The organism is Arcticibacter sp. MXS-1 (assembly GCF_041902385.1).
GTDB lineage: Bacteria > Bacteroidota > Bacteroidia > Sphingobacteriales > Sphingobacteriaceae > Arcticibacter.
Genome location: NZ_CP169244.1, coordinates 508713 through 531941, shown reverse-complemented (window position 1 = coordinate 531941; position 23229 = coordinate 508713). Strand labels below are relative to the sequence as shown.

Genomic DNA, 23229 nt, shown 5'->3' with positions numbered 1-23229 from the left:
TCCTCATCCTGTCACGCTTCTTTCTTTTCTTGAAAAAAGATACTGCTGGTTAAACAGGATCACCGATAGCAGGATTAGTCCGTAAGCCGTCGCCTGAATGCTGTCCACTTTCTCATGAAAGTGAGTAACCGCAAGGATAAAGGCAATGATCGGATTGATATTCAGCAGCATCCCAACCGTGGAAGACGTGACGCCATTTAATGCGTAGAGGTTCAAAAATAGCGAAATAATGGTGAACAAGACCGCAATCAGTACGATACAGAAATAGAAGAGCGAACTGTCGGGAACACTCGAGCTGAAGGCCGGGTAGAAGGGGAGCAGGATGATAGCCGAGAAAAGGATCTGTACGGTAAGGAGCAGAAATTTGTCGAAGCCGGTGTTTTTACGCTGCGTGACCAGATAGAAGGCATACGATCCGGCAATGATCATGCTGTACAAGATGTCTGCAAGCGCACTGAACGATAGCAGCAGACAGGCAAACGTGCTAAGAGCTACCGACGCCCATTGAAATTTACTTAGTTTCTCTTTCAGCAGGAAGTTGGCCAGCACAGTAGTGAGAATAGGGCAGACGAGGTAAGCCAGCGAAGTGGCTTTTACGCTGACATGATTCATGACGTAGATAAAGAAGAACCAGTTTCCCGTCAGGAACAGGCCTCCCCCCAGATTGAGCAGTATAACCCTGTTCCTGGCTTTTCGGCTTAGCTGTCTGAACCGCCGCAGATTCTCCGTAAACACTTTTCTCCTTGCCATAAGCGAGATCAGCAGCATGAGAACGCCGCATACAAACACCCGGTAGAACAGAATGTCAAGCGATGGGAAGTTGTGGATTGGTCTGAGCACCAGACTGAAGAAACCCCATATCACGAAAGCACTTACTGCAGCCAGGTAGTATTTTGCAACATTCATGGCGCAAATATATCATCCAGTTTTGGCCATTTCTATCAATGACACGTAAAGATTCGGTCCCCTGTCAATTAGGAGCGGAAAGAATGCTTATTACCGCTATATTCGTCCAATGAACACCTGGCTAAAAAACTATAGGGGCATCCTTTGGCTATTAGGAGGAATACTGGCCGGAACAGCAGCTGGCATCATATTCGGACAGAAGGTGCAAGTGCTGAAGCCCATAGGCGACATCTTTCTTAACCTGCTGTTTACCGCAGTTATTCCGCTTGTCTTTTTTGCAATATCTTCTTCCATAGCCGGACTGAGTAATTCTACAAAGCTGAGTCGCATTATGGGAGCCACTGGTGCCGTATTTCTGTCCACCGTTCTCATCTCTGCATTCCTGACCATTGTTGCCGTGTGGCTTTTTCCGGTCCATGAGCAGCTTCAGGCGGTTCGCCTCACTGAATCGCTCGATAAGAAGCCCTTCGGCGATCAGGTGGCCGGACTGTTCACCACTTCCGAGTTTTACCAGCTTCTTTCGCGTGGCAGCATGCTTGCCATGATCATCTTTTCTATTCTCGTCGGCTTTGCAAGCTATCAGGCTTCTGACAAGTATCCGGTCTTTCGAGACTTTCTGCAGGCGGGCAATGAGGTGTTTAAGAACGTCTTCATTCTCATTATGAAGCTGGCACCAGTGGGGCTGGGAGCTTATTTCGCTTACCAGATCGGTGTATTTGGTCCGCAGCTCTTTGGGGCATATGCGCGTTCCCTGGGTCTGTACTATGGCTTCGGTGTATTCAACTTCGTGATCATCTTTAGTGTTTACGCCTTTATAGCGGGAGGCGTGAGGGGCCTGCGCCGATACTGGAAAAATAATATTGTTCCATCGGCCACGGCTGTAGGAACATGCAGCAGCATTGCTACCATCCCTGCAAACATGGACGCAGCAAAGAAGATCGGTATCCCTGACGTGATAGCCAATGTCACCATTCCTTTAGGTTCGGCACTGCATAAGGATGGCTCCAGCGTCTCGTCTATTATTAAAATGGCTGTGGTATTTGCCCTGTTCGGCAAGAGCTTCGACAGTGTCGATGTGGTCCTTTTGGCACTTGCTATGACCGTTCTGGTAAGTGTGGTAGAGGGAGGAATCCCGAACGGTGGTTATGTAGGTGAGCTTCTTTTTATTTCCGCATATGGCTTCCCGCCCGAAGCATTGCCTCCAGCTATGATCATCGGAACTTTGGTCGACCCAATGGCAACTCTCCTTAACGCAACGGGGGATACGGTAGCAGCTATGCTTGTGAGCCGTTTTACAGAAGGGAGGGGCTGGATGAAAGGGTCGGAAGAGTGAAAGCAATCTCAAGTGAACATTGCCGGGGAAATAAAACGGCTTGTCCCCGCGGAGCTTTCTCAGCTGTAAAGGAGAGGAACCCGGCACTGTTCTGGCTTGTATCTGAGCTAACCCATGCTTGGTATTAAGCCACGTTGCAGCCACGTTTTAGCTACCATTCAGCCACCCTTCCCTTGCAAAAGGTAGCTGAATGGTAGCTGTTTGCCTGCTTCTGTGAAATCGCATTTTAAATCAGATACAGATCAGTCTCTAATGAGTCTCCTGTGAGGTAAGGCGCTGTGATGCTGTATGATCAGCTTCGCTGATCAGGGCCTCTCTTTCTGCGATCTTTGAAGAGATGGTGAAATTGAAAGCAAGGAACCAATCGCAGCCCAGAACTTCTGCTTCTACTGCCCGCTAGCTATAACCCACTATTTATTATTTACTACTCACTACTCACTACTCACTACTCACTACTCACTACTTACTACTTATCACTTAGTACTTACAACCTATTACTTACAACTTATTACTTATTACTATCTTCATAAGTGGGACCGTACAGACCTGGAACCTTATTCCCGGTAGCGCGCAGATAAACAATCATTTCACCGCGATGATGGTAGATGTGATTGAAAAGAAAGCTCCGTGTCACTATCGCCCTTGGCATAGGGCCCAGGACTACTTGTTCGCCGGCTTTCATGGTCCAATTTTGTTGTAGTTTTTCCTCGGTTAATGACTTTAATGCATTTCTGGCTTTTTCAACATTACTCTCAAATAGTGCCAGAGTAGCTTTGATATCATTAGGATCTGCCCGCTCCAGCTGATCGCCCGTTATATCATAAGCGTCCTGAGTGATTGTGCCGACAAACCAGTAGTAAATGGTTGCAATGTGCTGAGCCAGCTCCCCCATTGTCCAGGATGTTTCTGATGGTTTATAACCGAGGTCTTTTTCGGGGATCGCCTGTAGCAGCCGGCGTGTACTGTTTACCTCATGCTCGAATTCTTGTGTCAGGTATTGCAGTATCATGTTAAACAGGTTTGAATAGGCACAACAGCAATGGAGTGTTTTTTGTTTTGCGATTGGAGCTGACAGACAGCGGCCTTGCCCAACCTGCTGCGGTTTAGAATTTGCGTATGAGCGGACGGGAAATATAATCGTAAAAGGGCCAGGGGATCGCTAAAAGAATGATGATTAGCCCCGCAGCAAACCATCGTAACATGGTTTTGTATTTGTCGGGATCGGTCGCCGCTCTTTTTGCCTTTGCCGAGCCGATCGTTATTACTACAATGGATATAAGCATGAGTGAAATATGCAGATAGCGAAAGAAAAGGTTATTAGCGAGCATTGCTTCATTCCCATCCGCGACAGCAGTTTTAACTATAGGACTTTGAAAGTATAAGGTCATTCCTATCATCATTTGAATGTGAGCAATAGTATCGGGCGCAGTCTGTAGTCGAACTGTATATGTTCAGAGAGGGCAACTTCCTTGTGGAAGCGCTCACTGTTTCAGAGTATAGCGGAGATTAAATCGGTGTCGGCGGGTAGGCAGGTAACTGCATCTTATACCAGCAACGAAAAGTGTTTCGCTTCATCGGCAACACCGCCGGCTATGTCATCATCACGGAAACGGTGTAGTATCCATCATCAAGATGGCAGTGGTCTTTGCCCTGTTCGGCAAGAGTTTCGACAGTATCGATTTGGTTCTTTTGGCACTTGCCATGACCGTTCTGGTAAGTGTGGTAGAGGGAGGAATCCCTAATGGCGGTTATGTAGGCGAGCTTCTTTTTATTTCTGCCTAGGGTTTCCCTCCCGAAGCATTGCCACCCGCTATGATCATCGGAACTTTGGTCGACCCGATTGCCACTCTTCTCAATGCGAGCGGCGATACGGTTGCAGCTATACTGGTGAGTCGTTTTACAGAAGGGAAGGGCTGGATGAAAGACAAGGGTGACTAGAGGCTGCTAGCCGAGAACGTGTCACCTTGTTGAATGTCTCCGGTCTCAAATCCCTTTCTGAACCACCTCATTCGTTGTTCTGAGGTGCCATGAGTAAAGGCATCGGGAACAATCGTGCCCTGGTTTTCCCGCTGTATGCGGTCATCTCCCACGGCATTTGCGGCCTGTAAGGCTTCTTCAATGTCGCCTTCCTCCAGCACGTCCTTCATTCTCTGATCATGGTGCGCCCATACTCCTGCAAGGAAGTCGGCCTGCAGTTCTAGTTTGACTGATAATTTATTGTATTCGGCCTCTGAAATTCGTCCTCTCATGCGATCCACGCGATCAGTAGTGCCCATCAGTTTTTGAATATGGTGCCCTACTTCGTGAGCGATGACGTAGGCCATAGCGAAGTCTCCGGGAGCGCGGAAGCGGTCTTTCAACTCCTGATAAAACGAAAGATCAATATAGACTTTCTCATCGCCGGGGCAGTAAAACGGTCCCGTTGCCGAACTCGCAAAACCACAGGCTGAGGAGGTTTGCCCGGAGAAAAGCACCAAGGTCGGTTCCTTGTACTGGCGCCCCATTTGCTTAAATAGTTCATTCCAGACATCTTCTGTGTCAACCAGCACGGCGTCAACAAATCTGGCCTGCTCGTCGGAAGGTGTACCGCCACTGGCCGTTTGCTCCTGCTCCTGACCCGGAATAATGCTCATGAGCTCCTGAGGATTCTTACCGAGCAAAAGGGCCACAATTACTACAATAATCCCAATCCCTCCACCAAGGGCAAAGCGGCCGCCGCCCCTTCTGTCTTCCAGATTTCCGCTTTGTCTTCGTCCTGTCCAGCGCATATTAAAGTTTTGGTAAAAAGAACACCTCTCCGGGCGCTTTGTTTGGGACTTCTAAGAGGCAGCAGAATTGTGCAAAAAGGGTCTGCATAGCGGAACTGAGCCAGGAGGATGGAAGGAGCCCCCATTCTTGCTCTCACTCTAAAGAAAGGTGCTTTCACAAAAAATACTCATGAGCTGCATACTCAAACCGGGATGAAGTTGATTGAGTGTTCTTCCCCGCCCTTAAAGAGTAAATACACTTCAAGAAAAAGCCGCCTTCAGAATACTCTGAGGCGGCTTTTTTCTGTCTCGGTTGTGGACCCGGAGGGATTCGAACCCTCGTCCAGATATGGAACAAATTATGCTTTCTACATGCTTATCTGCCATTTAATTGTCGGGAAGGGGAAGGCTGGCCGATTGCCTGTACCGTCTTCCTTAGGTGCTTTATCTCGTCCGGTTATCGCACCTTAACCAGACCAGTTTCGTTGATCGATGCCCCGTATGCTGATTTAACGAAACAGAATACCAGCGGGACAAAAGCTGAGCTAATTCTAAATTAGGCAGCTAAGGCGTAGTTATTTTCGCCAATTATAGTTTGAGAGTTCAGATTAGAGCGCTATACTCACAATGCGCTGCATGCTTACATACCTGCTGCCATCCTGTCAATTCCGGTCGGGCCCGTATGTTAATTTATGTTCTTTGATTCTTCGGCAATGAGCTTTCGCGCCTCCGTTTCTTTCCTGACCACCCGGCCGGGATACAAGAGTAACGCTTTTTCCAGACAAATCATTGCTTTCGTCAATTCTTCTTTGTTCAAAACGTATGCCAGACGTACTTCATCTCTGCCAGCACCCTCTGTACAGTAGAAACCTGCCGCGGGAGCAATCATTACTGTCTCATTGTCATGCGAGAACTCTTCCAGGATCCACTGGCAGAACTTTTCACTGTCATCTACGGGGAGTCTCGCCACTACGTAGAATGCTCCTTTTGGATTGGGACAAAACACCCCTTCCATCTTGTTCAATGAAGCCACCAGAAAGTCGCGCCGTTCAGTGTACTCTTTATTTACCTCTTCGAAGTAAGACTCCGGGGTATCTGTACCTGCCTCAGCGGCGATCTGGTCGACCATACCGGGACTGAGTCTGGCCTGTGCGAACTTAAGGGCAGTGGAAAGTACCTTTTTGTTCCTCGTTACAAAGCATCCGATCCGTGCCCCGCAGGCACTATAGCGTTTCGAAATGCTGTCAAAGACAATCACGTTCTCATCAATACCCTCGAGGTGCATGGGCGAATAGAACTTCTGACCGTCGTAGCAAAACTCGCGGTAAGCTTCGTCTGCGAAGAGATAGAGGTCGTACTTCAGGCACAGTTTTTTCAGTTCCACCAGCTCTTCGTAGGAATAGAGATAGCCAGAGGGATTGTTTGGATTGCAGATAAAGATCGCCTTTGTCTTTTCGGTGATCAGCTTTTCAAATTCGCTGACCGGAGGGAGAGCGAAGCCTGTTTCAATAAATGATAGCACGGGTTTGATCACAGCGCTGCTCATCCATGCAAACGCACTGTAGTTGGCGTAGAATGGTTCCGGAATGATGATCTCGTCACCCGGATCGAGACAGCTCTGCATGGCGATTACGATGGCCTCAGATGCGCCGCACGTGACCAGAATATCGTCGGCACTTACCTTGTAGCCTGCGCGGTTATAATAGTCGGCTAGTTTTTTACGGTACGATTCGGTTCCTTCCGACTGTGTATACGCCCATACGTCAAAGTCGACTGAACGGATTGCGTTCATCATCACTTCAGGAGTCTCAATATCAGGTTGGCCGATGTTGAGGTGGTATACCTTCTTCCCCTGTTGTTTTGCCTGTTCTGCGTAAGGTGTAAGCTTACGGATCGGAGAAGCGGGCATTCCAACTCCTTTACTTGAAATTTTTGGCATGGCTGCAAAAATAAAAAACCTCTCTGGTTTCAGAGAGGTTTTTCGTTCTTTTAATCGTTTGTCTTATTTCGAATCCGTTACGACCTCTCCCTTAATGTACAAATACTTCACCGGGGTTTTCGCATTTGATTTAATGGTAAGGAGTTTGTTAAATGAGCCGGGGGCGGCGGCATTAAAGGTAACAGAAATTACACCTGTTTCTCCCTTTTTCACAGGAGTGCTGGTGTACTTAGGAACGGTACATCCGCAGCTTGACTGAACGTCGCTGATGATCAGGGGCTGCTCGCCTATATTGTTAAATTTGAATTCGTAGCTCACAGGCTTGCCCTGCGGAATCTTCCCAAAGTCGTTCGTTTCTTTTTCAAACTTAAATTCCGGCTGCTGGTCTGCACGTAACGCTGTCATCAAGGTAAATCCCAGAATTGCCGCACATAAAGTCATGAATCTTTTCATCTTCTGTGTTTGTTTAAAATAAATATTTGTAAAGTTATTAAGTATTTGGCGCTTTTAAAAATAATGCGTATGTTTTTACGTAAGAACAAACTTAAAGTTTCATTGGTTCGATTATTAGCGCATTTTGTTAATTTTGGCCGTTGCACAGACGATAGATCAGTTTAAATGAAAGTTACAAATGAGTTCGATGTTTCCGAGTTAAGCTTCGAAGACTTCAAACAGATCGTGATCGATGATTACCGGATTTGTTATGAGAGTCGGCAGGCCAGTCTACTGGGCCGCAAGGAAGTGTTAACCGGGAAGGCCAAGTTTGGCATTTTTGGGGACGGGAAGGAAGTAGCGCAGGTGGCAATGGCGAAAGCCTTCAAAAATGGAGACTGGCGGTCGGGCTATTACCGCGACCAGACCTTTATGTTTGCGACAGGTATGGCTACTATTACCGAGTTTTTCGCGCAGTTGTACGCCAATACTGATGTCACAAAAGATCCTTCTTCGGGCGGAAGGCAAATGAATTGCCACTACGCCACACGTCTCCTAAATGAAGATGGAAGCTGGAAGGATCAAACCAAAACCAAAAACACATCATCCGATATTTCCACCACTGGCGGTCAGATGGCCCGTCTGGTGGGCCTTGCGCAGGCTTCAAAGCTATATCGCGAAAATCCCGATCTGAAGTATCTTACCCACTTTTCCGTAAATGGAAACGAAGTGGCTTTCGGTACTATTGGAAACGGAGCTACTTCTGAGGGCGTGTTTTTTGAAGCAATTAATGCGGCAGGCGTCATGCAGATCCCGATGGCTATCTCCGTCTGGGATGATGCATATGCCATTTCAGTGCCGGCCGAACTGCAAACAACAAAACAGGATATTTCTGAAATTCTCAAAGGCTTCCAGCGCGACGAAAAGGGCGAGGGATTTGAAATATTCAAGGTAAAGGGCTGGGACTACCCCGGACTTTGCGAGACCTACGAGAAAGCCATCAAGATCTGCCGGGAGCAGCATATTCCTGTGATGATCCACGTTCACGAGATCACGCAGCCGCAGGGACATTCCACCTCAGGCTCGCACGAACGCTACAAAAGTCGCGAACGGCTCGACTGGGAGCTGGAGTACGATTGCCTGGTTCAAATGAGGAAGTGGATGATCGAGTCGGCCATTGCCACCACAGAGGAGCTGTCGGAGATCGAAAACAAGGCGAAAGAATATGTACGAAACTGCCGAAAGGAAGCATGGAATGACTTCCAGACGGTATTGAAGAACGAGGCGCGTGAAGCGATCGAGCTGCTTGAGCCTTTTCAAAGTGAAGAGGTAAGGGCATTGACGGCCCAGCTCAGATCGTTGAGCGAGGTGACTCGTCGTGATATCATGGAATGCGTGCGAAAGGTGCTGCGCCTGCTGGCAGGCAACAATTCGTCTGACCGTAACGCGCTTATCCGATGGTATCAGACTCAGGTTGAACTGAACAGCGAGCGGTATCACTCAAAGCTTTTTACAGATTCACTGGAAGCACCTTCACGCATTGGGGTCGTTCCCGCGGTATATGACGAGGAGGCAAAGCTGGTGGATGGACGTGAAATTCTGAACGCCTGCTTTGACGCCAACATCAGTCGCGATCCGCGTATCATCGCTTTTGGTGAGGACGTTGGAAGCATCGGCGACGTGAACCAGGGCTTCGCAGGACTTCAGGCAAAATACGGCAAGCTGCGGGTGGGAGATACAGGCATCCGGGAAAGTACCATTATTGGTCAGGGTATCGGCCTCGCTCTCCGCGGGCTCAGACCGATCGCCGAGATTCAGTACGTCGATTATCTCCTCTACGGAATTAATGTGATCAGTGACGATCTGGCCAGTCTTAGTTACCGTACTAAAGCCGGACAAAAGGCTCCTTTGATCGTTCGTACACGCGGGCACCGTCTTGAAGGAGTATGGCATTCAGGGTCTCCAATGGCCATGATCCTGGGCATCATGCGCGGGGTTCACATTTGCGTACCCCGTAATATGACTCAGGCTGCCGGTCTCTATAATACGCTGCTGCGTGCAGATGAGCCTGCTCTCATGATCGAGTGCCTCAACGGGTACCGGCTGAAGGAACGGCTTCCCAACAATGTAGGAGAATTTACGGTGCCACTCGGCCATGCAGAGGTTGTGAGGGAAGGCAGCGATATCACTGTCGTTACTTATGGCTCCACTCTCCGTATCGTTGAAGAAGCGGCGGATGAACTTGAGAAGATGGGGATCTCGGTCGAAATAGTCGATCCGCAAACCCTGCATCCCTTTGATCTCAACCATGTCTGCGCCGACTCGCTCAAAAAGACTAATAAGCTGATTGTTGCCGACGAAGATGTGCCGGGAGGGGCTTCTGCTTTCATCCTGCAGCAGATCTTGGAAAAGCAGAAAGGATACTTCCACCTTGACAGCGCACCGAAAACAATAACGGCCAAAGAACACCGCCCTCCTTACGGATCGGATGGCGACTATTTCACCAAGCCTTCGGTAGACGACCTGGTTGAAGCAGTCTACGAAGTGATGAACGAGGCAGATCCCGGACGTTTCCCTGCTATCTTTTAGCAGGCGATCGTAAGCTGAGAGCTGCCGCCTCTTCGCTCAGGTCGGCCAGTAGAAACGGCAGATTGTTTAGCCGCACCGGCCTTTAGATATAGCCGCGCGCGGTCTTAAAGTGTCTTTGAGCAGCAGCGCGACGAACTCTTTTCGATGAAAGGCGGCTGCACGTATAAAATATCTCGTCACCAAGGTTGATGATTGGAATCACAACAACAAAAAAGAAGGCTGAGCTCAGTTTGAGACAGCCTTCTTTTTTGTAAGCCTGGTAGGAATAGCTGGTCTCTCGTATACCACTTATTTATTTCACAAAAATTGTCTGCTTTTCTGCAGAACCAAAGAACCTTTAACAGACTTTTCATTCCGGCTGCGGATCCCGCTTATGCCGTCCTGCCTTAAGCTTCCCATCTTATCGTTTATGAAATTCTTTCATCAGCAGTTTGCGGGAGCTCCTGCGACTGATTTTGCTGTTTTTTCAATGCCAGGCTTCATGTCCATTCCTAAAAAACTATAGACCAAAAAACAGTGTGTGGAAAAGAAAGAGACGTTTGTTCAGCGTGAAAGCGGAAATCAGCCATTCATAAACGGTTGATAAAAGAGATCGTAAAATGGTAGAAGAAGCCCTTACCTGCAGAGAAGTGCTGGCCAGGTATGGAATGACCAAGGGAAGATTAAGCGAATGGATGAAAGGGCACAGCTCGCAGGAGTATCAGGCGGGGAAAAGGCGGATTTACAGGCCGTCGGAAAAGCGGAGTGTGTTGCGGGCTATTGAGTCGGGGGTGAGTACCCGGGAGGCGGAAATAACATCTTACCCTGTATAGCTTATTTACTATTAATCTAATAATCCGTATAGCCGATTTAGGACGAGGCATCACCTGTTTCGTGACGAGACAAGGTGCAGACAAACCCCAGAAATGCGCGGGCCCTGTTATGGACAGAACCGACTCAGGACCGAGTCAGGACCGACTCAGCACCGAGTCTGCACCGAGTCGAGGCGGTTCTGATCCGGTGCTTAATCGTTCCTGAATTTCACCTGCCCGGGAGAGGTCTTTGATCATTCTGGAATGAGGGTCACGGGAGGTACGCCCGCGACTGCGTCATGACGAGTCGGATAAATTCGTCTTTAATAGCGGGCATAGGAACGTCAGGAGAGCCGGAGGGTGAGGCTTCTGCGGCGCAGCCCATTCCAGGCAGTGCGTTCCAGCCCTTGGCGATGTTAGCGGAGGAGAAATTACCTCCGCATTAGAGGGAAGCCCCCCGCCTGAGTTAGCTTGTTTTTCGATAATTCAGTATTGCCCAGCTATTGAGCACGACAGTGAATACCGATAGCTTGATGAGATGGGGGAGAATATCCCTGAATCCGCTGCCTTTGAGGATCACCATCCGCATTACTTCGATCAGGTAGCGGGCCGGGTTAAACCAGGTAATTACCTGAGCCCACTCGGGCATGCTTTCTATTGATGTATACAGACCTCCCATCAGGATGAAGATCATCATAAAAAAGAACATGACCAGCATGGCTTGCTGCTGTGTTTCGCAAAAGGTCGATATGAGCAAGCCGAAGCCAAGCAGGGCAAGGAGATATACCGCAATGCATGAATAGAGCACCAGGAGGTTTCCTGCAGGTACGATGCCATAGGCCAGCCAGGCAATCAGAAGCCCAATCGTGAAGATCACATTTCCCAGCACCCAGAAAGGGATCAGCTTGCCGATGATGAAGTGGTGCTTCTTTATCGGTGTTACATTAATCTGCTCCATGGTGCCGACTTCCTTTTCTTTTACAATGTTGAGGGCCGACAGGAAACCCCCGACCATGGTGACGAGTATAGCGAGGATGCCGGGTACCATGAAGACGTGATAGTTCATGTTGGGGTTAAACCAGTTAGATGAGCGGATGTCAATCTCGGGCTGCTGGTTAGACCTTTCAGACTGCATGAGCTGGATACGGATTTTTTCATTAAACCTGCGGATGATTGAGCCTAAGTAAGCGGTACCCAGACCTGCTTTTACGCCGTTGATCGCGTTTGAGGCGAGGAAGAGTTTTTCACTGCTTTCTCTGATGAGGTTCCTTTCAAAGCCGGCCGGTATCTCAAGTATCAGGTCGGCTTCGTCCTGCTTTATCAGCTGAAATGCTTCATCAAAGGAACTGCTGTAGCTGGTTAATCTGAAGTAATCAGACGCAGTGATGTCGGTAATTAGTTTTTGCGTCAGGGGAGAGCGGTCGTGATCAACTACGGCAAGATTGATGTTTTTTACCTCGTAGTCGGCTGCCAGGGGGATCACGAGGAGCTGAGCAACGGGCATCGCAAAGATCATCATCCTGATCGTTTTATTTCGAAGGATCTGTCTGAATTCCTTTTGCAGTAAGAATTTGATGGTGCGCATAGTTCTTTGGTGTTTATCAGCTTAAGCGTGTTTTGAAGTTCTTTAAACTTAGTCCGAGAAAAAAGGCAGTCATGGCCGTCAGGATCAGGGTCTCTTTCCATAGGGCTGATATGCCGAGCCCTTTGATCATGATCGATTTTACGATGACATAGTACCACTTGGCCGGCACTATATTGGATAGCAGCTGTAATGCCTTGGGCATGTTTTCAATGGGGAACATAAAGCCACTGAACATTACGGTAGGTAAAAGCATGCCCATGAGCGAAATGGTCATTGCTGCCTGCTGCGTTGACGTGGCGATCGAGATCAGAATACCCAGACTCAGGCAAGTGATGATATAGAGTGCGCTTTCAGCAAAAAGGAGAAGGATACTGCCGTTTAATGGTACGTCGAGCACCAGCGTGCTGACCAGCAGGATAGAAGACACGTTGATGAGCGATAACAGGAGATAGGGGACTGTTTTTGCGATGATCACTAAAACAGGCTTGAATGGAGATACCAGCAGTATCTCCATGGTCCCGGTTTCTTTCTCCTTCACAATGGAAATTGCTGTCATCATGACGCATACCAGCATCAGGATGAGCGCCATGACGCCCGGTACGAAAGAGTGAGCACCTTTGAGCTGCGGGTTATACAACATCCTGACTTCCGGCCGGATGGTATAGGGCGGAGCCTGGCCGCTGCTCATGTCTTGCTGGTAGTCGCCGATGATCGAAGATGCATAGTTGATCAGCGTATTAGCGGTGTTGGGGTCAGAGGCGTCGGCGATGAGCTGTATCTGGGCCTTATTCTGATGAAGAAGATCCTGATTAAACCGTTCAGGGAAGATGATGGCCATTCTGATCTGACCCGACTTAAACGCTGCCGCGAGTTCGTCCGGGTGGAAAAGGTTCTTCTGTATATCGAAGTATCGGCTGGCCGAAATGCGGCCGGTGATTTCCTGTGATGCCCGGTCTCTGGCATAGTCCGCTATCGCTATCCGCGAGTTCTTCACTTCGTTGGTGAGAGCAAAGCCGAAGATCAGGATCTGAACAACGGGCATCCCGAAAAGGATAAGCAGCGTCTTCCTGTCACGCATAACGTGGTAAAACTCCTTCCTGACGAAAGAAAAAATTGTGATTGATATTCCATAGTCAGTTCTTTTATTGGTCGCCGCGCTGTGCTCCCCGCGCCAGCTGATAAAAAACGTCATCCATCGTATTGAACCCGAACGCCTTCTTGAGGCCGGCAGGTGTGTCTAAAGCTTTAATCATGCCATCGACCATGATCGAGATCCTGTTGCAATACTCGGCTTCATCCATGTAGTGGGTGGTCACAAATACGGTAATTCCGCGCTCCGCTGCCTCATAGATCAGATTCCAGAACTGTCGTCGCGTCAGCGGATCAACTCCGCCGGTCGGCTCGTCGAGAAATACGATCTCGGGCTCGTGGATGATGGCTACCGAAAAGGCAAGTTTCTGCTTCCAGCCCAGCGGGAGGGACGCGACAAGCTTTTTAGTGTGGGTTTCTAAGCCAAGATCTGCGATGAGCTCTTCACTTTTCGCTTTCAGTTGCCGGTCGCTGAGCCCGTAAATACCCCCAAAGAAGCGGACGTTCTCAATCACCGTCAGGTCTTCATAGAGCGAGAACTTCTGGCTCATGTAGCCGATGCTGCGCTTAATGTCTTCCGCGTTCTTATACACGTCAAACCCTGCAATTTCGGCTTGGCCTGAGGTAGGAGTTGAAAGCCCGCAAAGCATTCTCATTGCAGTGGTCTTGCCGGCCCCGTTGGCACCCAGAAATCCAAAGATCTCACCCTTGTATACGTTGAACGTGATCTGGTCGACGGCTACGAAATGAGCAAAGTGCTTGCTTAGCTTTTCGGCCCTGATTGATACGTCTCTATTTTTCTTCATTTTTTCTCCCTCCTGACAATAGTGCAATAAAGCAGTCTTCTATGGTTGGGTCCACCGGTGTTACCGCAGCACCGTCAAAGCCTCTTTTCTTCAGGTAGCCTTCGATGTCGCTGATATCCCGGCTGCGCACTCTTTCTTCCTTTTCGGAGGGGAGGGCAAGATGCATCGCTTCTCCAAAAGCGTACGCTCCGATCGACTGGGGATACATTTCCAGCTCCCTGATAAGATGGTACATGCGGGGATGGCGTACTGCATATATGTTTCCCGGATAAGAAGCGGTGATTGCATCTGGCTGGTTGATAGAGAGGATGCGGCCCGCCTGCATAAGGGCAATACGATCGCATTGGGTAGCCTCATCCATATAGGGGGTTGATACCACGATGGTGATTTCCTGCTCTTTCAGCCTTTTCAGCATTTCCCAGAATTCTTTCCTGGATACGGGATCCACCCCCGTAGTCGGTTCGTCAAGGAAGAGAACAGTAGGCTTGTGGATCAGCGCGCAACAGAGGGCCAGCTTTTGTTTCATGCCTCCTGACAGTTTGCCTGCGCGTCGCTTTTTAAATGGTTCAATCTGCACATAGATGTCGCGTATCAGATCGTAGTTTTCCCTGACGGTTGTCCCAAAGACCGTAGCGAAGAATTGAAGGTTTTCTTCGATGGTGAGATCCTGATAGAGCGAGAACCGGCCGGGCATGTAGCCTACGCGCCGCCTGATCTCCTTATAGTCTTTTACTACATCAAGACCATCTACAGTTGCCGAGCCGCTTTCGGGCAATATTAAGGTGGTCAGCATCCTGAAGATGGAGGTTTTGCCGGCGCCGTCGGGACCTATGAGTCCGAACAACTCACCTTTTTGTACATCGAAAGAGACCTGGTCCACCGCCCGGATGTTTTCTTTTCCGTAGCTTTTGGTCAGCTCTGCGGCTGTTACTGCATTCATTGTTTCAGTTTTACTTCACCATACATTCCAATCTTCAGATAGCCGTCGTTCTTTACGCGGATCTTTACTGCGTATACTAGGTTTGCACGTTCGTCTTTTGTCTGAATGGTCTTGGGTGTAAACTCTGCCTTATCACTGATCCAGACAACGGAGCCGCTGTGTTTCCGGTATTCGCCGCCCTTTTCATCTGTTAGCACTGTCACCTGTTGGCCTAGCCTGATCGCCGGCAACTGATCGCCGGTAACATAAGCACGAAGGATAAGGCTGGATAGATCAGCGATTTTGTACAGTGGCTTGCCCACACCTGTTACCTCTTTGGGCTCCGCATAGGTGCTTAATACCGTGCCGGTCACAGGGTTCACAATTCTGCTCTTGGCGATCTGGTCGTTGATCTGTTCAATTTGCACTTCAAGCGGAGAGGTCTGCCGTCTGATACTGGTCGTGCTGACGCTGAGGGAAGATCGCAGTGCCTTTATCTGGTCCTTCACCAGATCTACCTGAGCTTCTGCGTCATCCAGCTGCTTCCTTGTGGCCGCATCGGCCTCTACCAGGTTTCGCATTCTGTTCCTTTCCCTGGTGGCGGTTTTTAGCTGAGTTTGAAGAGCGGCAAGCTGTGCCTCCCGGTCGGGGAGCTGCGAAAGGGTCGCCTCTATCTGACTTTCCAGCTGCTTCTTGCGCAGGGATAGCTGAATGGTGTCAATGTAACCCACCTGGGTCCCCTTTTTTAAGTTTTGCCCCTCCTCAACACTGAACGCCTGGAGTGTACCGGAGGCCTCGGCAGAGATTATAGTTTCCTCTGTTTCAAATGTCCCTGAGGCGTCATAGTCGTTTTGTCCCTTACACCCGGCCATAATGGTAATGGCAAGGCTCAGTAGGATATGCGGATATCTGTTCATTGTGATGTGATCTTTAGTATTGCAAGCTTTTATTTGTGATTTAATTCCCCGAGATGGTATTATAGCTGTACTCAGCCATTAATAACTGGATCTGATGAAGTGATGCGGTTTGCCGGGCCTGATCTTCTGCATTAATCTCCTTTACATAGTCATTCACAGTGATCACTCCGTTGTCGAGCTGCGCACTGGCCGCCTGTTTGATGGACGTTCTTAGCCGTACTATTTCCATATCCGTGCTGATGAGATCGTTCAGCCTGGAAATTTCTGCCTTCTGCTGGGTTAAGGACTGCCTGATGTTGAAGACAAACGTTTCCTCTTGCACGCTGAGCTGATCCTGACCAATGGCATTCAACTTTTTTCTTTCCGGAGCGTGTATAAGTTGGAAAGCGACCATCCCAAACGCAGGCCGCCGATATAGAAGCCCGACAGATCTCTGCTCAACATATTGACGGGTGAGGGCCTGCCAAGTCCTCCCTGCACAAGGAGCGAAAATTTTGGCAGGGCTCTGGTATCGATCAGTTTGTTTTGGACGTCGAGTACCTGTTTTTGAAGGCTGAATGCCTTCAGCTCGGGCCGGTCGAGCCGGTTGTTGAGAGCTGGTTCGCTCGGCTTCTCCAGCTGTACGGAATCACTCAGGCGCTTGTTTATAAAGGCTCCCAGCATTTGTACGTACGCCTGCCGTCCTGACTGCAGCTCAATGTCCCTTTGTTTTGCTCTCAGCATTTCTGCGCTCAGCTTATCGAGGCTGCTCCTGAATTCCGTGCCGTTCCTGATAGCCGCAGTCACTTTATTGATGCCTGCTGCAATGTCTTTTTTCGTGATGGTGTTCTGCCTGAGTTGTTCATCAAGCAATAGTATACCGAAGAACAGCTGGTTGATGCGCTCACGGATCTTGAACAGCTCAACCTCCAGATTCTGCTCCTGACTGCGGCTGTTCGCCTCCTGGAGCTCTTTCTGATGGCGCACGGTGATTAGATCGGTCAAGGGCTGATTCACTTCCCCGTACAGTTTGTATTGGTCTTGGTCTAGCGTCGGAATACTGACCCCGGGCAGCTGCACAGGAAGCTTTGTTACGTCCGACTGATAGCTTGCCTGCCCGGCGATGCTAAGCTGAGGGAGGTTCCCCTTCGAGATATTCGCCAGCGAGAACTCATTGCTTCTTCTGATCAGCGATTGCTGTTTAACAAGTGGATAGTTCTCCCGCGCCTGCCGGTAGCAGTCGTCTAACCGGAGGTGAGGCTCTTGCTGACAACGAGCTGCAGATGGCTGAATGCTGACTGTTACTGCGACTATGAGCCTCACATAAAGTTGTTTGTGGTTATTCATTTGTTTTTATCATTTTGTTTAATCATGTGATTAACGTGGTTGCAAAAAATTTTAAGTACAGTCCATTATCGCTTTAATCCATTTGGGGAGGGTCTTTTTGCGCTCAATCAGAAGGGTATGAAAGCCTTTCGGGTCCAGGTCCCCCAGCTTCTGGATCAGCGGGCTTGCGATAAAAGGAAATACCGTCATCCCGATGATGGTCATGATCAGTTGGAGGGGGGATCGGCTGCTTATTGTTTTCTCGCGCGTATTCCTGGTATTGCTTCATGAAATTGGAGTTGAATATGAAGCCCCTGATTCCCATATTGCTCAGCAGTTCGTCGGGATTGGATCTGATTTCGCTGAGGATGAAGAGAGGCAGGTCTGGCCTGTCAATCAGCATGTCGGTGTAGGTATCAACGATAAGAGCAATTTTCTCTTCCAGGCTGGTCGTCTCATCGTTCAGAACTCCCCTGATCCCCTGCATAAAGTGCTGAAGACTCTCGAGCATGATAATAGTAAAGAGCTTTTCCTTGCTCCGGAAGTAATAATTTAAAAGCGCCAGGTTGATGCCTGCTTCTTCAGCAATGTCGCGCGTCCGTGTAGCCGCATAGCCCTTCGTGGTAAAAACCTTACGTGCCGCTTCTTTGATCTTCTCCTCTGTTGACGTTTCTTTTGAACCCTTTGCCACTGCCATCTGCTAATGTTTCTACAAAGATAAAGAAGTTTTTCTTATTTAATCAAATGATTAAAACTCGCTGGCGTTGGCCAGCGAGTTTTAGCTGTTAGCTGTTGGCTGTTAGCTTTTGGCCGTTGGCAATTGTCAATTGGTTGTTGGGCGATTGAGCTTGCAATCTTTGCGAGTTTTTTTGCGCGCGGTTTGGGTTTGGATTAGGAGAGATCCCTTTAGTCTGTTATGTCAGCGGTAGTCTATTTCTTCTTGCGAAGTTTCTTTTGTCGTGTTGCACCAGGAACGAGAAGTTAAAGTTGGCTGCAAACTAATTGGCTTTTGGCTATTGGCATTTAGCTGTTAGCGGTTGTTGGCTTCTGCGGCATCGAGAAGCTAGAGTTTGGGGCCAAGTAACGGCTATTGGCATTTAGCTGTTAGCGTTTGTTGGCTTCTATCGGGATCGAGAAGCTAGAGTTGGGGGCAAAGTAACGGCTATTGGCATTTAGCTGTTAGCGGTTGTTGGCTTCTGCCGGGATCGAGAAGCTAGAGTTTGGGGCCAAGTAACGGCTATTACATTTAGCTGTTAGCGTTTGTTGGCTTCTGCCGGGATCGAGAAGCTAGAGTTGGGGGCCAAGCAACGGCTATTGGCATTTAGCTGTTAGCGTTTGTTGGCTTCTGCCGGGATCGAGAAGCTAGAGTTTGGGGCCAAGTAACGGCTATTACATTTAGCTGTTAGCGTTTGTTGGCTTCTGCCGGGATCGAGAAGCTAAAGTTAGCTGCAAACTAATTGGCTTTGGCTATTGGCATTTAGCTGTTAGCGGTTGTTGGCTCCTGCCGGATCGGGAAGCTAAAGTTGGGCCAAGCAACGGTTATTGGCATTTAGCTGTTAGTGGTTGCCTTTTTGGGTTTAAAGCTCTTTCGTTACAGCGTCTGTGTTTGAAAGCGGCCGAAGGTCCTCAAGCTACTTTTGTTACGTTCACGCGCTTCTACGCATTGAGAGTCGCCGTAACCGCTAACTGCCAACTACCGGCACCCAACTGCTAATAGCCGGCAGAAAGCAATCAGATAGCGGAACGCTATCTGATTGCTTTCTGCCTCAGCAGGTGGTCTGCGATGACAAGCGCTGCCATGGCTTCCACTATGGGAACGGCGCGGGGGACTACGCAGGGGTCATGCCGGCCCTTGCCCTTTATTTCAGCTGAGTTCCCTTCCGCGTCGATGGTCTGCTGACTTTGCATGATCGTGGCAATGGGCTTAAAGGCGACTCTGAACATGATGTCCATGCCGTTAGATATCCCGCCCTGGATGCCTCCGGAGAAATTAGTGAGGGTCGTAATGCCCTTGTCGCCCTCGGCGGGCTGAAAAATGTCGTTATGCTCTGAACCCTTCATTTCCGAGCCTGCAAAACCTGAGCCGTACTCGAAGCCATGGACGGCGTTAATGCTCAACATCGCCTTGCCCAGATCGGCATGCAGCTTGTCGAACACAGGCTCACCAAGTCCCACCGGACAATTGCGGATCAGGCAGGAGATCTTTCCTCCGACCGTGTCGCCCTGTTTACGGATGCCGTCGATCATCTCGATCATTTCATTGGCGGTAGCAGGATCGGCACAGCGTACGATATTACTTTCGCGGATTTCAAGAAGACTGGCGAGATCGTCAGAAGATAGATTTGGAGCATCTATTTTGCCCGCCGAAGAGACGTGAGCGAAGACTTCGATGCCCTGTTGCCTGAGAAAGAGCTTCGCTACAGCGCCCGCTGCCACCCGTGCAGCTGTTTCTCTGGCTGATGACCGTCCGCCCCCACGATGGTCGCGGATGCCGTACTTGGCCTGATAGGTATAGTCGGCATGAGAAGGGCGGAAGATGTCCTTGTTATGGTCATAGTCTTTAGAGCGCTGGTCCTCATTAGGGATCACGATCGCAAGCGGGGTCCCCGTACTCTTGCCTTCAAATACGCCCGAGAGGATCTGAGCGGTATCGCTTTCCTTCCGCTGGGTGGTGATGCGCGACTGGCCAGGCTTCCGCTTGTCCAGCTCGCTCTGAATGAACTCTTCGTCAATTTCGATGTTGGGAGGACAGCCATCAATGATCACCCCCACTGCCGCTCCATGCGACTCGCCGAAGGTGGTAATCCTGAATAGTTGTCCGAAGCTATTTCCTGCCATGCTGCTATAAGTTGTATGTCTTTGAGTTGTAAGTCTTTGAGTTGTAAGTAGTAAGTTTTAAGTAGTAAGCCTTCGGGTTGTAAGTAGTAAGTTATAAGTTATAAGTGTTTGAGTTGTAAGTAGTAAGTTTTAAGTTGTAAGCCTTTAAGTAGTGAGTTATAAGTCTTAAGTTGTAAGTAGTAAGTTTCAAGTTGTCTTCGGGGTTGTGCGCTATCTCTGTTGTTTGTTAAGGGATTTATTGCGCATTTGAGAACTCGGTTGCGTGTATCTAAATACCGGATTCTATTATCTCAATACTCAATACTAATACCTCAACCCGATAATTAGCAATTAGCAATCGGCAATCAGCGATCAGTAATTAGCAATCAGCAATCGACAATCGGCAATCAGTAATTAGCAATCAGCAGCAATCAGCCACCTGCAACCCACAACCCACAACCCGCAAATCCGCTACAACTCGCCACTCCCCACTCATAACTTACCACTTACCACTTACAACTCAAAGACTCACAACCCAATTCCAAAGCCCGCTTTCTTCAGGTCATCCCAGAACGAGGGGTAAGACTTGGCTACCACCATCGGCTCTTCAATGACCACCTGAGGCACCTTCAATGCGAGGGGGGCAAAAGCCATTGCCATTCGGTGATCTTCGTAGGTGGCGATGTTCACTCTCGGCGGGAAATGCAGGCCCGAGCAATCGAGCCGGTACAGTTCATTCTCTTCGATCAGGCGCACGCCAATCTTCGACAGCTCGTTCTGAAGGGCGGTAATCCGGTCGGTTTCCTTGATCTTCAAGGTCTCCAGCCCGGTGAACGTTGCTTCGTGGCCGAGGGCGGCACTGCACACAATTACGGTCTGAGCCAGATCGGGACAGTCCTTCAGATCAAAAAAGCCCTCACGTGACCCCTGACCTGCTTTTGTTATCCGGATCCCACCCTCGTAGAAAGAAGTTTCCACCCCAAAGGCCTTCATGATTCCGCTGATCCGGCTGTCGCCCTGCAGGCTGTTTTGTTTTAGCCAGGGGAGCGTGATCTCTGCCTTTTCAGACAAAGCCGCGATCGAGTACCAATAAGAAGCTGCACTCCAATCGGGCTCCACATTGATCACTGCTTTTGAATACTCCTGGGGCTCGATAGATATCGTACTCCCGACCCATTGGTGAGCGATCCCGCACTCTGCCAGCAGTGCCAGCGTCATTTCCACGTAGGGGCGCGAGGTAAGTTCACCCTCAATCTGAAGTTCCAGACCGTGGGGCATATTGGCTGCTACCAGGAGCAGGGCGGTAAGATATTGGGAGCTGACATCACCCTTGATGCGTATTACACTGCTTAGCTGCAGAAATCCCGTGTGGAAGCGAAGAGGAGGGTAGCCCTCCTTTTCAGTATAATCAATGCGGGCACCGAGCTCGCGGAGGGCCGTTACCAGGATGCCGATAGGACGCTGTTTCATGCGCTCTGTACCAGTGAGGATAGCCGAGGTTCCCGATACGGCAAAATAAGCCGAAAGGAAACGCATGGCAGTACCGGCAGGGCCGATATCTATCAGCACCGGCGTCTGCTCTCTGCTCAGCGAAGAAGCCGATTCAGCCGCCAGCTCCAGGCTTCGCTGCATCAAGACGGTATCGTGAGCCGACGAAAGGTTGTGCACCTCTACAGTTCCGCCGCTCAGAGCGTTAAGGATCAGGGCCCGGTTACTTTCACTTTTGGAGCCAGTTAGCTCAATGGTGCAGTCAACGCTATCCGGGGGCCCGAGAGCGTTATTTTTTCTCCGCTCATTTTTCTGCAACCGGACTTTTAGCGTTCATGATCTCCGTCTGCCTGCGGATAGATTCCGCGTGGATGAGCTCCAGCATCTTCGTCGTAAACTCTTCATCCAGTTTCAGTGCCTTGCCAAAGCTCGCACGTTTTTTTATGATCTCATCCCATCGGTTTAACTGAAGGATGGTGATATCGTTATCTCGTTTATATTCCCCGATCTTTTCCACGATCGACATACGTTCTGCCAGCTTTTGAATGAGCAGGTCATCAATTTTGTCGATCTGCTTGCGCAGTTCAGCCAGCTTATCAGAGACCACCGGGTTCACCGGTTGAGGCTGACGAATGGTCAGGTGATCAATCAGGTCAGACAGGGCAGAAGGCGTGAGCTGCTGCTTGGCGTCTGTCCATGCAACAGAAGGATCGATATGCGACTCGATCATTAGCCCGTTCATTTCCAAATCGAGCGCCTTCTGAGAAATGTAAGGAATCAGCTCGCGGTTTCCGCAGATATGACTTGGATCGCAGATCACGGGCAATTGCGGACAAAGCGTCTTGAGCTGGATAGTCAGTTCCCACATCGGTTCATTCCTGAACGCCGACTTCTCATAAGAAGAAAAGCCGCGTGAAATAGCCGCCAGCTTGGTGATGCCCGCATTATTAATACGCTCAAGGGCACCGATCCAAAGAGAAAGGTCGGGATTTACCGGGTTCTTTACCATCACCGGGATATCGACCCCTTTCAGCGCATCCGCAATTTCCTGAACAGTAAAAGGGTTCACAGTTGAACGCGCACCTACCCATAAAATGTCCACTCCAGCAGCTAAAGCCTCTTCCACATGCTTGCCGGTGGCTACTTCCACCGTAATGGGCAGGCCCGTAGCATGTTTTGCCTTTCTGAGCCATTCGAGCCCGATGCTGCCAATACCTTCAAACTCACCCGGACGGGTTCGCGGTTTCCAGATGCCAGCCCGCAGGACAGAAATTTTACCTGTTTTAGCTAGAAGATCAGCTGTAGCGAGAAGTTGTTCTTCTGTTTCTGCGCTGCAGGGGCCAGCAATCACCAGCGGCTGGTGAGAGGGCTTCAACCATGTATCCAATGGTTCAATGTTGAGATTCAATTTCATACTATAAATATGATTGTTATTAAAAGCTATCGGCGATTGGCTGTTGGCTATCGGCTATCAGCTATCAGCTGTCGGCTGTTGGCTGTCGGCTATCAGCTGTTGGCTATCGGCTGTCGGCTATCGGCTGTCGGCTGTCGGCTATCAGCTTAACT

Annotated in this window: 22 protein-coding genes and 1 other RNA gene; 5 read left to right on the top strand and 18 right to left on the bottom strand. The window is 49.5% G+C overall.

The genetic code is table 11. The features are described from left to right. Positions 1-3 precede the first annotated feature (3 nt). A complete protein-coding gene (locus tag ACES2C_RS02135) occupies positions 4-906 on the bottom strand; it encodes an EamA family transporter (protein ID WP_374165378.1) in 903 nt (300 codons plus the stop codon). Positions 907-1015: 109 nt separating this feature from the next. Between ACES2C_RS02135 and ACES2C_RS02130 the strand changes: the two genes are divergently transcribed. Next, positions 1016-2239 (top strand): dicarboxylate/amino acid:cation symporter, encoded by a 1224-nt coding sequence (locus ACES2C_RS02130; protein ID WP_374165377.1) that lies wholly within the window; start codon positions 1016-1018, stop codon positions 2237-2239. Between the two features lie 508 nt (positions 2240-2747). Here ACES2C_RS02130 and ACES2C_RS02125 read toward each other — a convergent pair. Next, on the bottom strand, positions 2748-3248 hold the full coding sequence (locus ACES2C_RS02125) for a DinB family protein (RefSeq protein ID WP_374165376.1): 501 nt from the start codon (positions 3246-3248) through the stop codon (positions 2748-2750). Between the two features lie 94 nt (positions 3249-3342). Next, on the bottom strand, positions 3343-3627 hold the full coding sequence (locus ACES2C_RS02120; protein ID WP_374165375.1) for a hypothetical protein: 285 nt from the start codon (positions 3625-3627) through the stop codon (positions 3343-3345). A gap of 244 nt (positions 3628-3871) precedes the next feature. On the opposite strand from ACES2C_RS02120, the gene ACES2C_RS02115 reads away from it, so the two are divergent. Next, complete coding sequence (locus ACES2C_RS02115) at positions 3872-4021, top strand: hypothetical protein (protein ID WP_374165374.1); 150 nt, start codon at positions 3872-3874, stop codon at positions 4019-4021. A 30-nt stretch (positions 4022-4051) separates the two neighbouring features. Further along, entirely contained in the window at positions 4052-4177 is a 126-nt protein-coding gene (locus ACES2C_RS02110) for a hypothetical protein (RefSeq protein ID WP_374165373.1), read from the top strand. Here ACES2C_RS02110 and ACES2C_RS02105 read toward each other — a convergent pair. The 4 genes from ACES2C_RS02105 to ACES2C_RS02090 all read right to left on the bottom strand — a co-directional run bounded on the left by ACES2C_RS02105 (position 4174) and on the right by ACES2C_RS02090 (position 7378). Next, complete coding sequence (locus tag ACES2C_RS02105) at positions 4174-5007, bottom strand: neutral zinc metallopeptidase (RefSeq protein WP_374165372.1); 834 nt, start codon at positions 5005-5007, stop codon at positions 4174-4176. The two genes, ACES2C_RS02110 and ACES2C_RS02105, sit on opposite strands and share 4 nt — an antisense overlap. Before the next feature lie 292 nt (positions 5008-5299). Then, positions 5300-5666: a transfer-messenger RNA gene (gene ssrA / locus ACES2C_RS02100) on the bottom strand. A gap of 5 nt (positions 5667-5671) precedes the next feature. Then, positions 5672-6925, bottom strand: a complete 1254-nt coding sequence (locus ACES2C_RS02095) for a pyridoxal phosphate-dependent aminotransferase (protein WP_374165371.1) — start codon at positions 6923-6925, stop codon at positions 5672-5674. A gap of 63 nt (positions 6926-6988) precedes the next feature. Further along, entirely contained in the window at positions 6989-7378 is a 390-nt protein-coding gene (locus ACES2C_RS02090; RefSeq protein ID WP_374165370.1) for a DUF1573 domain-containing protein, read from the bottom strand. Between the two features lie 165 nt (positions 7379-7543). Between ACES2C_RS02090 and ACES2C_RS02085 the strand changes: the two genes are divergently transcribed. Together ACES2C_RS02085 and ACES2C_RS02080 are read left to right on the top strand one after the other, a co-directional pair. After that, positions 7544-9946, top strand: coding sequence for a thiamine pyrophosphate-dependent enzyme (locus tag ACES2C_RS02085; protein WP_374165369.1), 2403 nt, complete (start codon positions 7544-7546; stop codon positions 9944-9946). A 599-nt stretch (positions 9947-10545) separates the two neighbouring features. Next, positions 10546-10758, top strand: a complete 213-nt coding sequence (locus ACES2C_RS02080; RefSeq protein ID WP_374165368.1) for a hypothetical protein — start codon at positions 10546-10548, stop codon at positions 10756-10758. 445 nt (positions 10759-11203) lie between these two features. Here the strand turns inward: ACES2C_RS02080 and ACES2C_RS02075 are convergent, their stop codons facing one another. The 11 genes from ACES2C_RS02075 to ACES2C_RS02025 all read right to left on the bottom strand — a co-directional run bounded on the left by ACES2C_RS02075 (position 11204) and on the right by ACES2C_RS02025 (position 23077). Beyond that, on the bottom strand, positions 11204-12322 hold the full coding sequence (locus tag ACES2C_RS02075) for an ABC transporter permease (RefSeq protein WP_374165367.1): 1119 nt from the start codon (positions 12320-12322) through the stop codon (positions 11204-11206). Positions 12323-12338: 16 nt separating this feature from the next. After that, the gene (locus tag ACES2C_RS02070) at positions 12339-13514 is read right to left on the bottom strand and encodes an ABC transporter permease (protein WP_374165366.1); all 1176 of its coding nucleotides are present in this window, start codon (positions 13512-13514) and stop codon (positions 12339-12341) included. Continuing rightward, positions 13465-14217 (bottom strand): ABC transporter ATP-binding protein, encoded by a 753-nt coding sequence (locus ACES2C_RS02065; RefSeq protein ID WP_374165365.1) that lies wholly within the window; start codon positions 14215-14217, stop codon positions 13465-13467. The genes ACES2C_RS02070 and ACES2C_RS02065 overlap by 50 nt, the downstream gene beginning before the upstream one ends. After that, on the bottom strand, positions 14204-15157 hold the full coding sequence (locus ACES2C_RS02060) for an ABC transporter ATP-binding protein (protein ID WP_374165364.1): 954 nt from the start codon (positions 15155-15157) through the stop codon (positions 14204-14206). The genes ACES2C_RS02065 and ACES2C_RS02060 overlap by 14 nt, the downstream gene beginning before the upstream one ends. Then, complete coding sequence (locus tag ACES2C_RS02055; RefSeq protein ID WP_374165363.1) at positions 15154-16053, bottom strand: HlyD family secretion protein; 900 nt, start codon at positions 16051-16053, stop codon at positions 15154-15156. Before ACES2C_RS02055 ends, ACES2C_RS02060 begins: the two co-directional genes overlap by 4 nt. Positions 16054-16093: 40 nt before the next feature. Continuing rightward, a complete protein-coding gene (locus ACES2C_RS02050; protein WP_374165362.1) occupies positions 16094-16405 on the bottom strand; it encodes a hypothetical protein in 312 nt (103 codons plus the stop codon). After that, on the bottom strand, positions 16402-17379 hold the full coding sequence (locus tag ACES2C_RS02045; protein WP_374165361.1) for a TolC family protein: 978 nt from the start codon (positions 17377-17379) through the stop codon (positions 16402-16404). Before ACES2C_RS02045 ends, ACES2C_RS02050 begins: the two co-directional genes overlap by 4 nt. Positions 17380-17482: 103 nt before the next feature. Next, positions 17483-18055, bottom strand: a complete 573-nt coding sequence (locus ACES2C_RS02040) for a TetR/AcrR family transcriptional regulator (protein WP_374165360.1) — start codon at positions 18053-18055, stop codon at positions 17483-17485. Between the two features lie 1049 nt (positions 18056-19104). Then, positions 19105-20196: a chorismate synthase gene (aroC, locus tag ACES2C_RS02035; protein ID WP_374165359.1), complete on the bottom strand. Its 1092-nt coding sequence runs from the start codon at positions 20194-20196 to the stop codon at positions 19105-19107. A 507-nt stretch (positions 20197-20703) separates the two neighbouring features. Next, complete coding sequence (aroA, locus tag ACES2C_RS02030) at positions 20704-21981, bottom strand: 3-phosphoshikimate 1-carboxyvinyltransferase (RefSeq protein WP_374165358.1); 1278 nt, start codon at positions 21979-21981, stop codon at positions 20704-20706. Beyond that, positions 21968-23077 (bottom strand): chorismate mutase, encoded by a 1110-nt coding sequence (locus tag ACES2C_RS02025; protein ID WP_374165357.1) that lies wholly within the window; start codon positions 23075-23077, stop codon positions 21968-21970. Before ACES2C_RS02025 ends, aroA begins: the two co-directional genes overlap by 14 nt. Between the last annotated feature and the right edge of the window lie 152 nt (positions 23078-23229).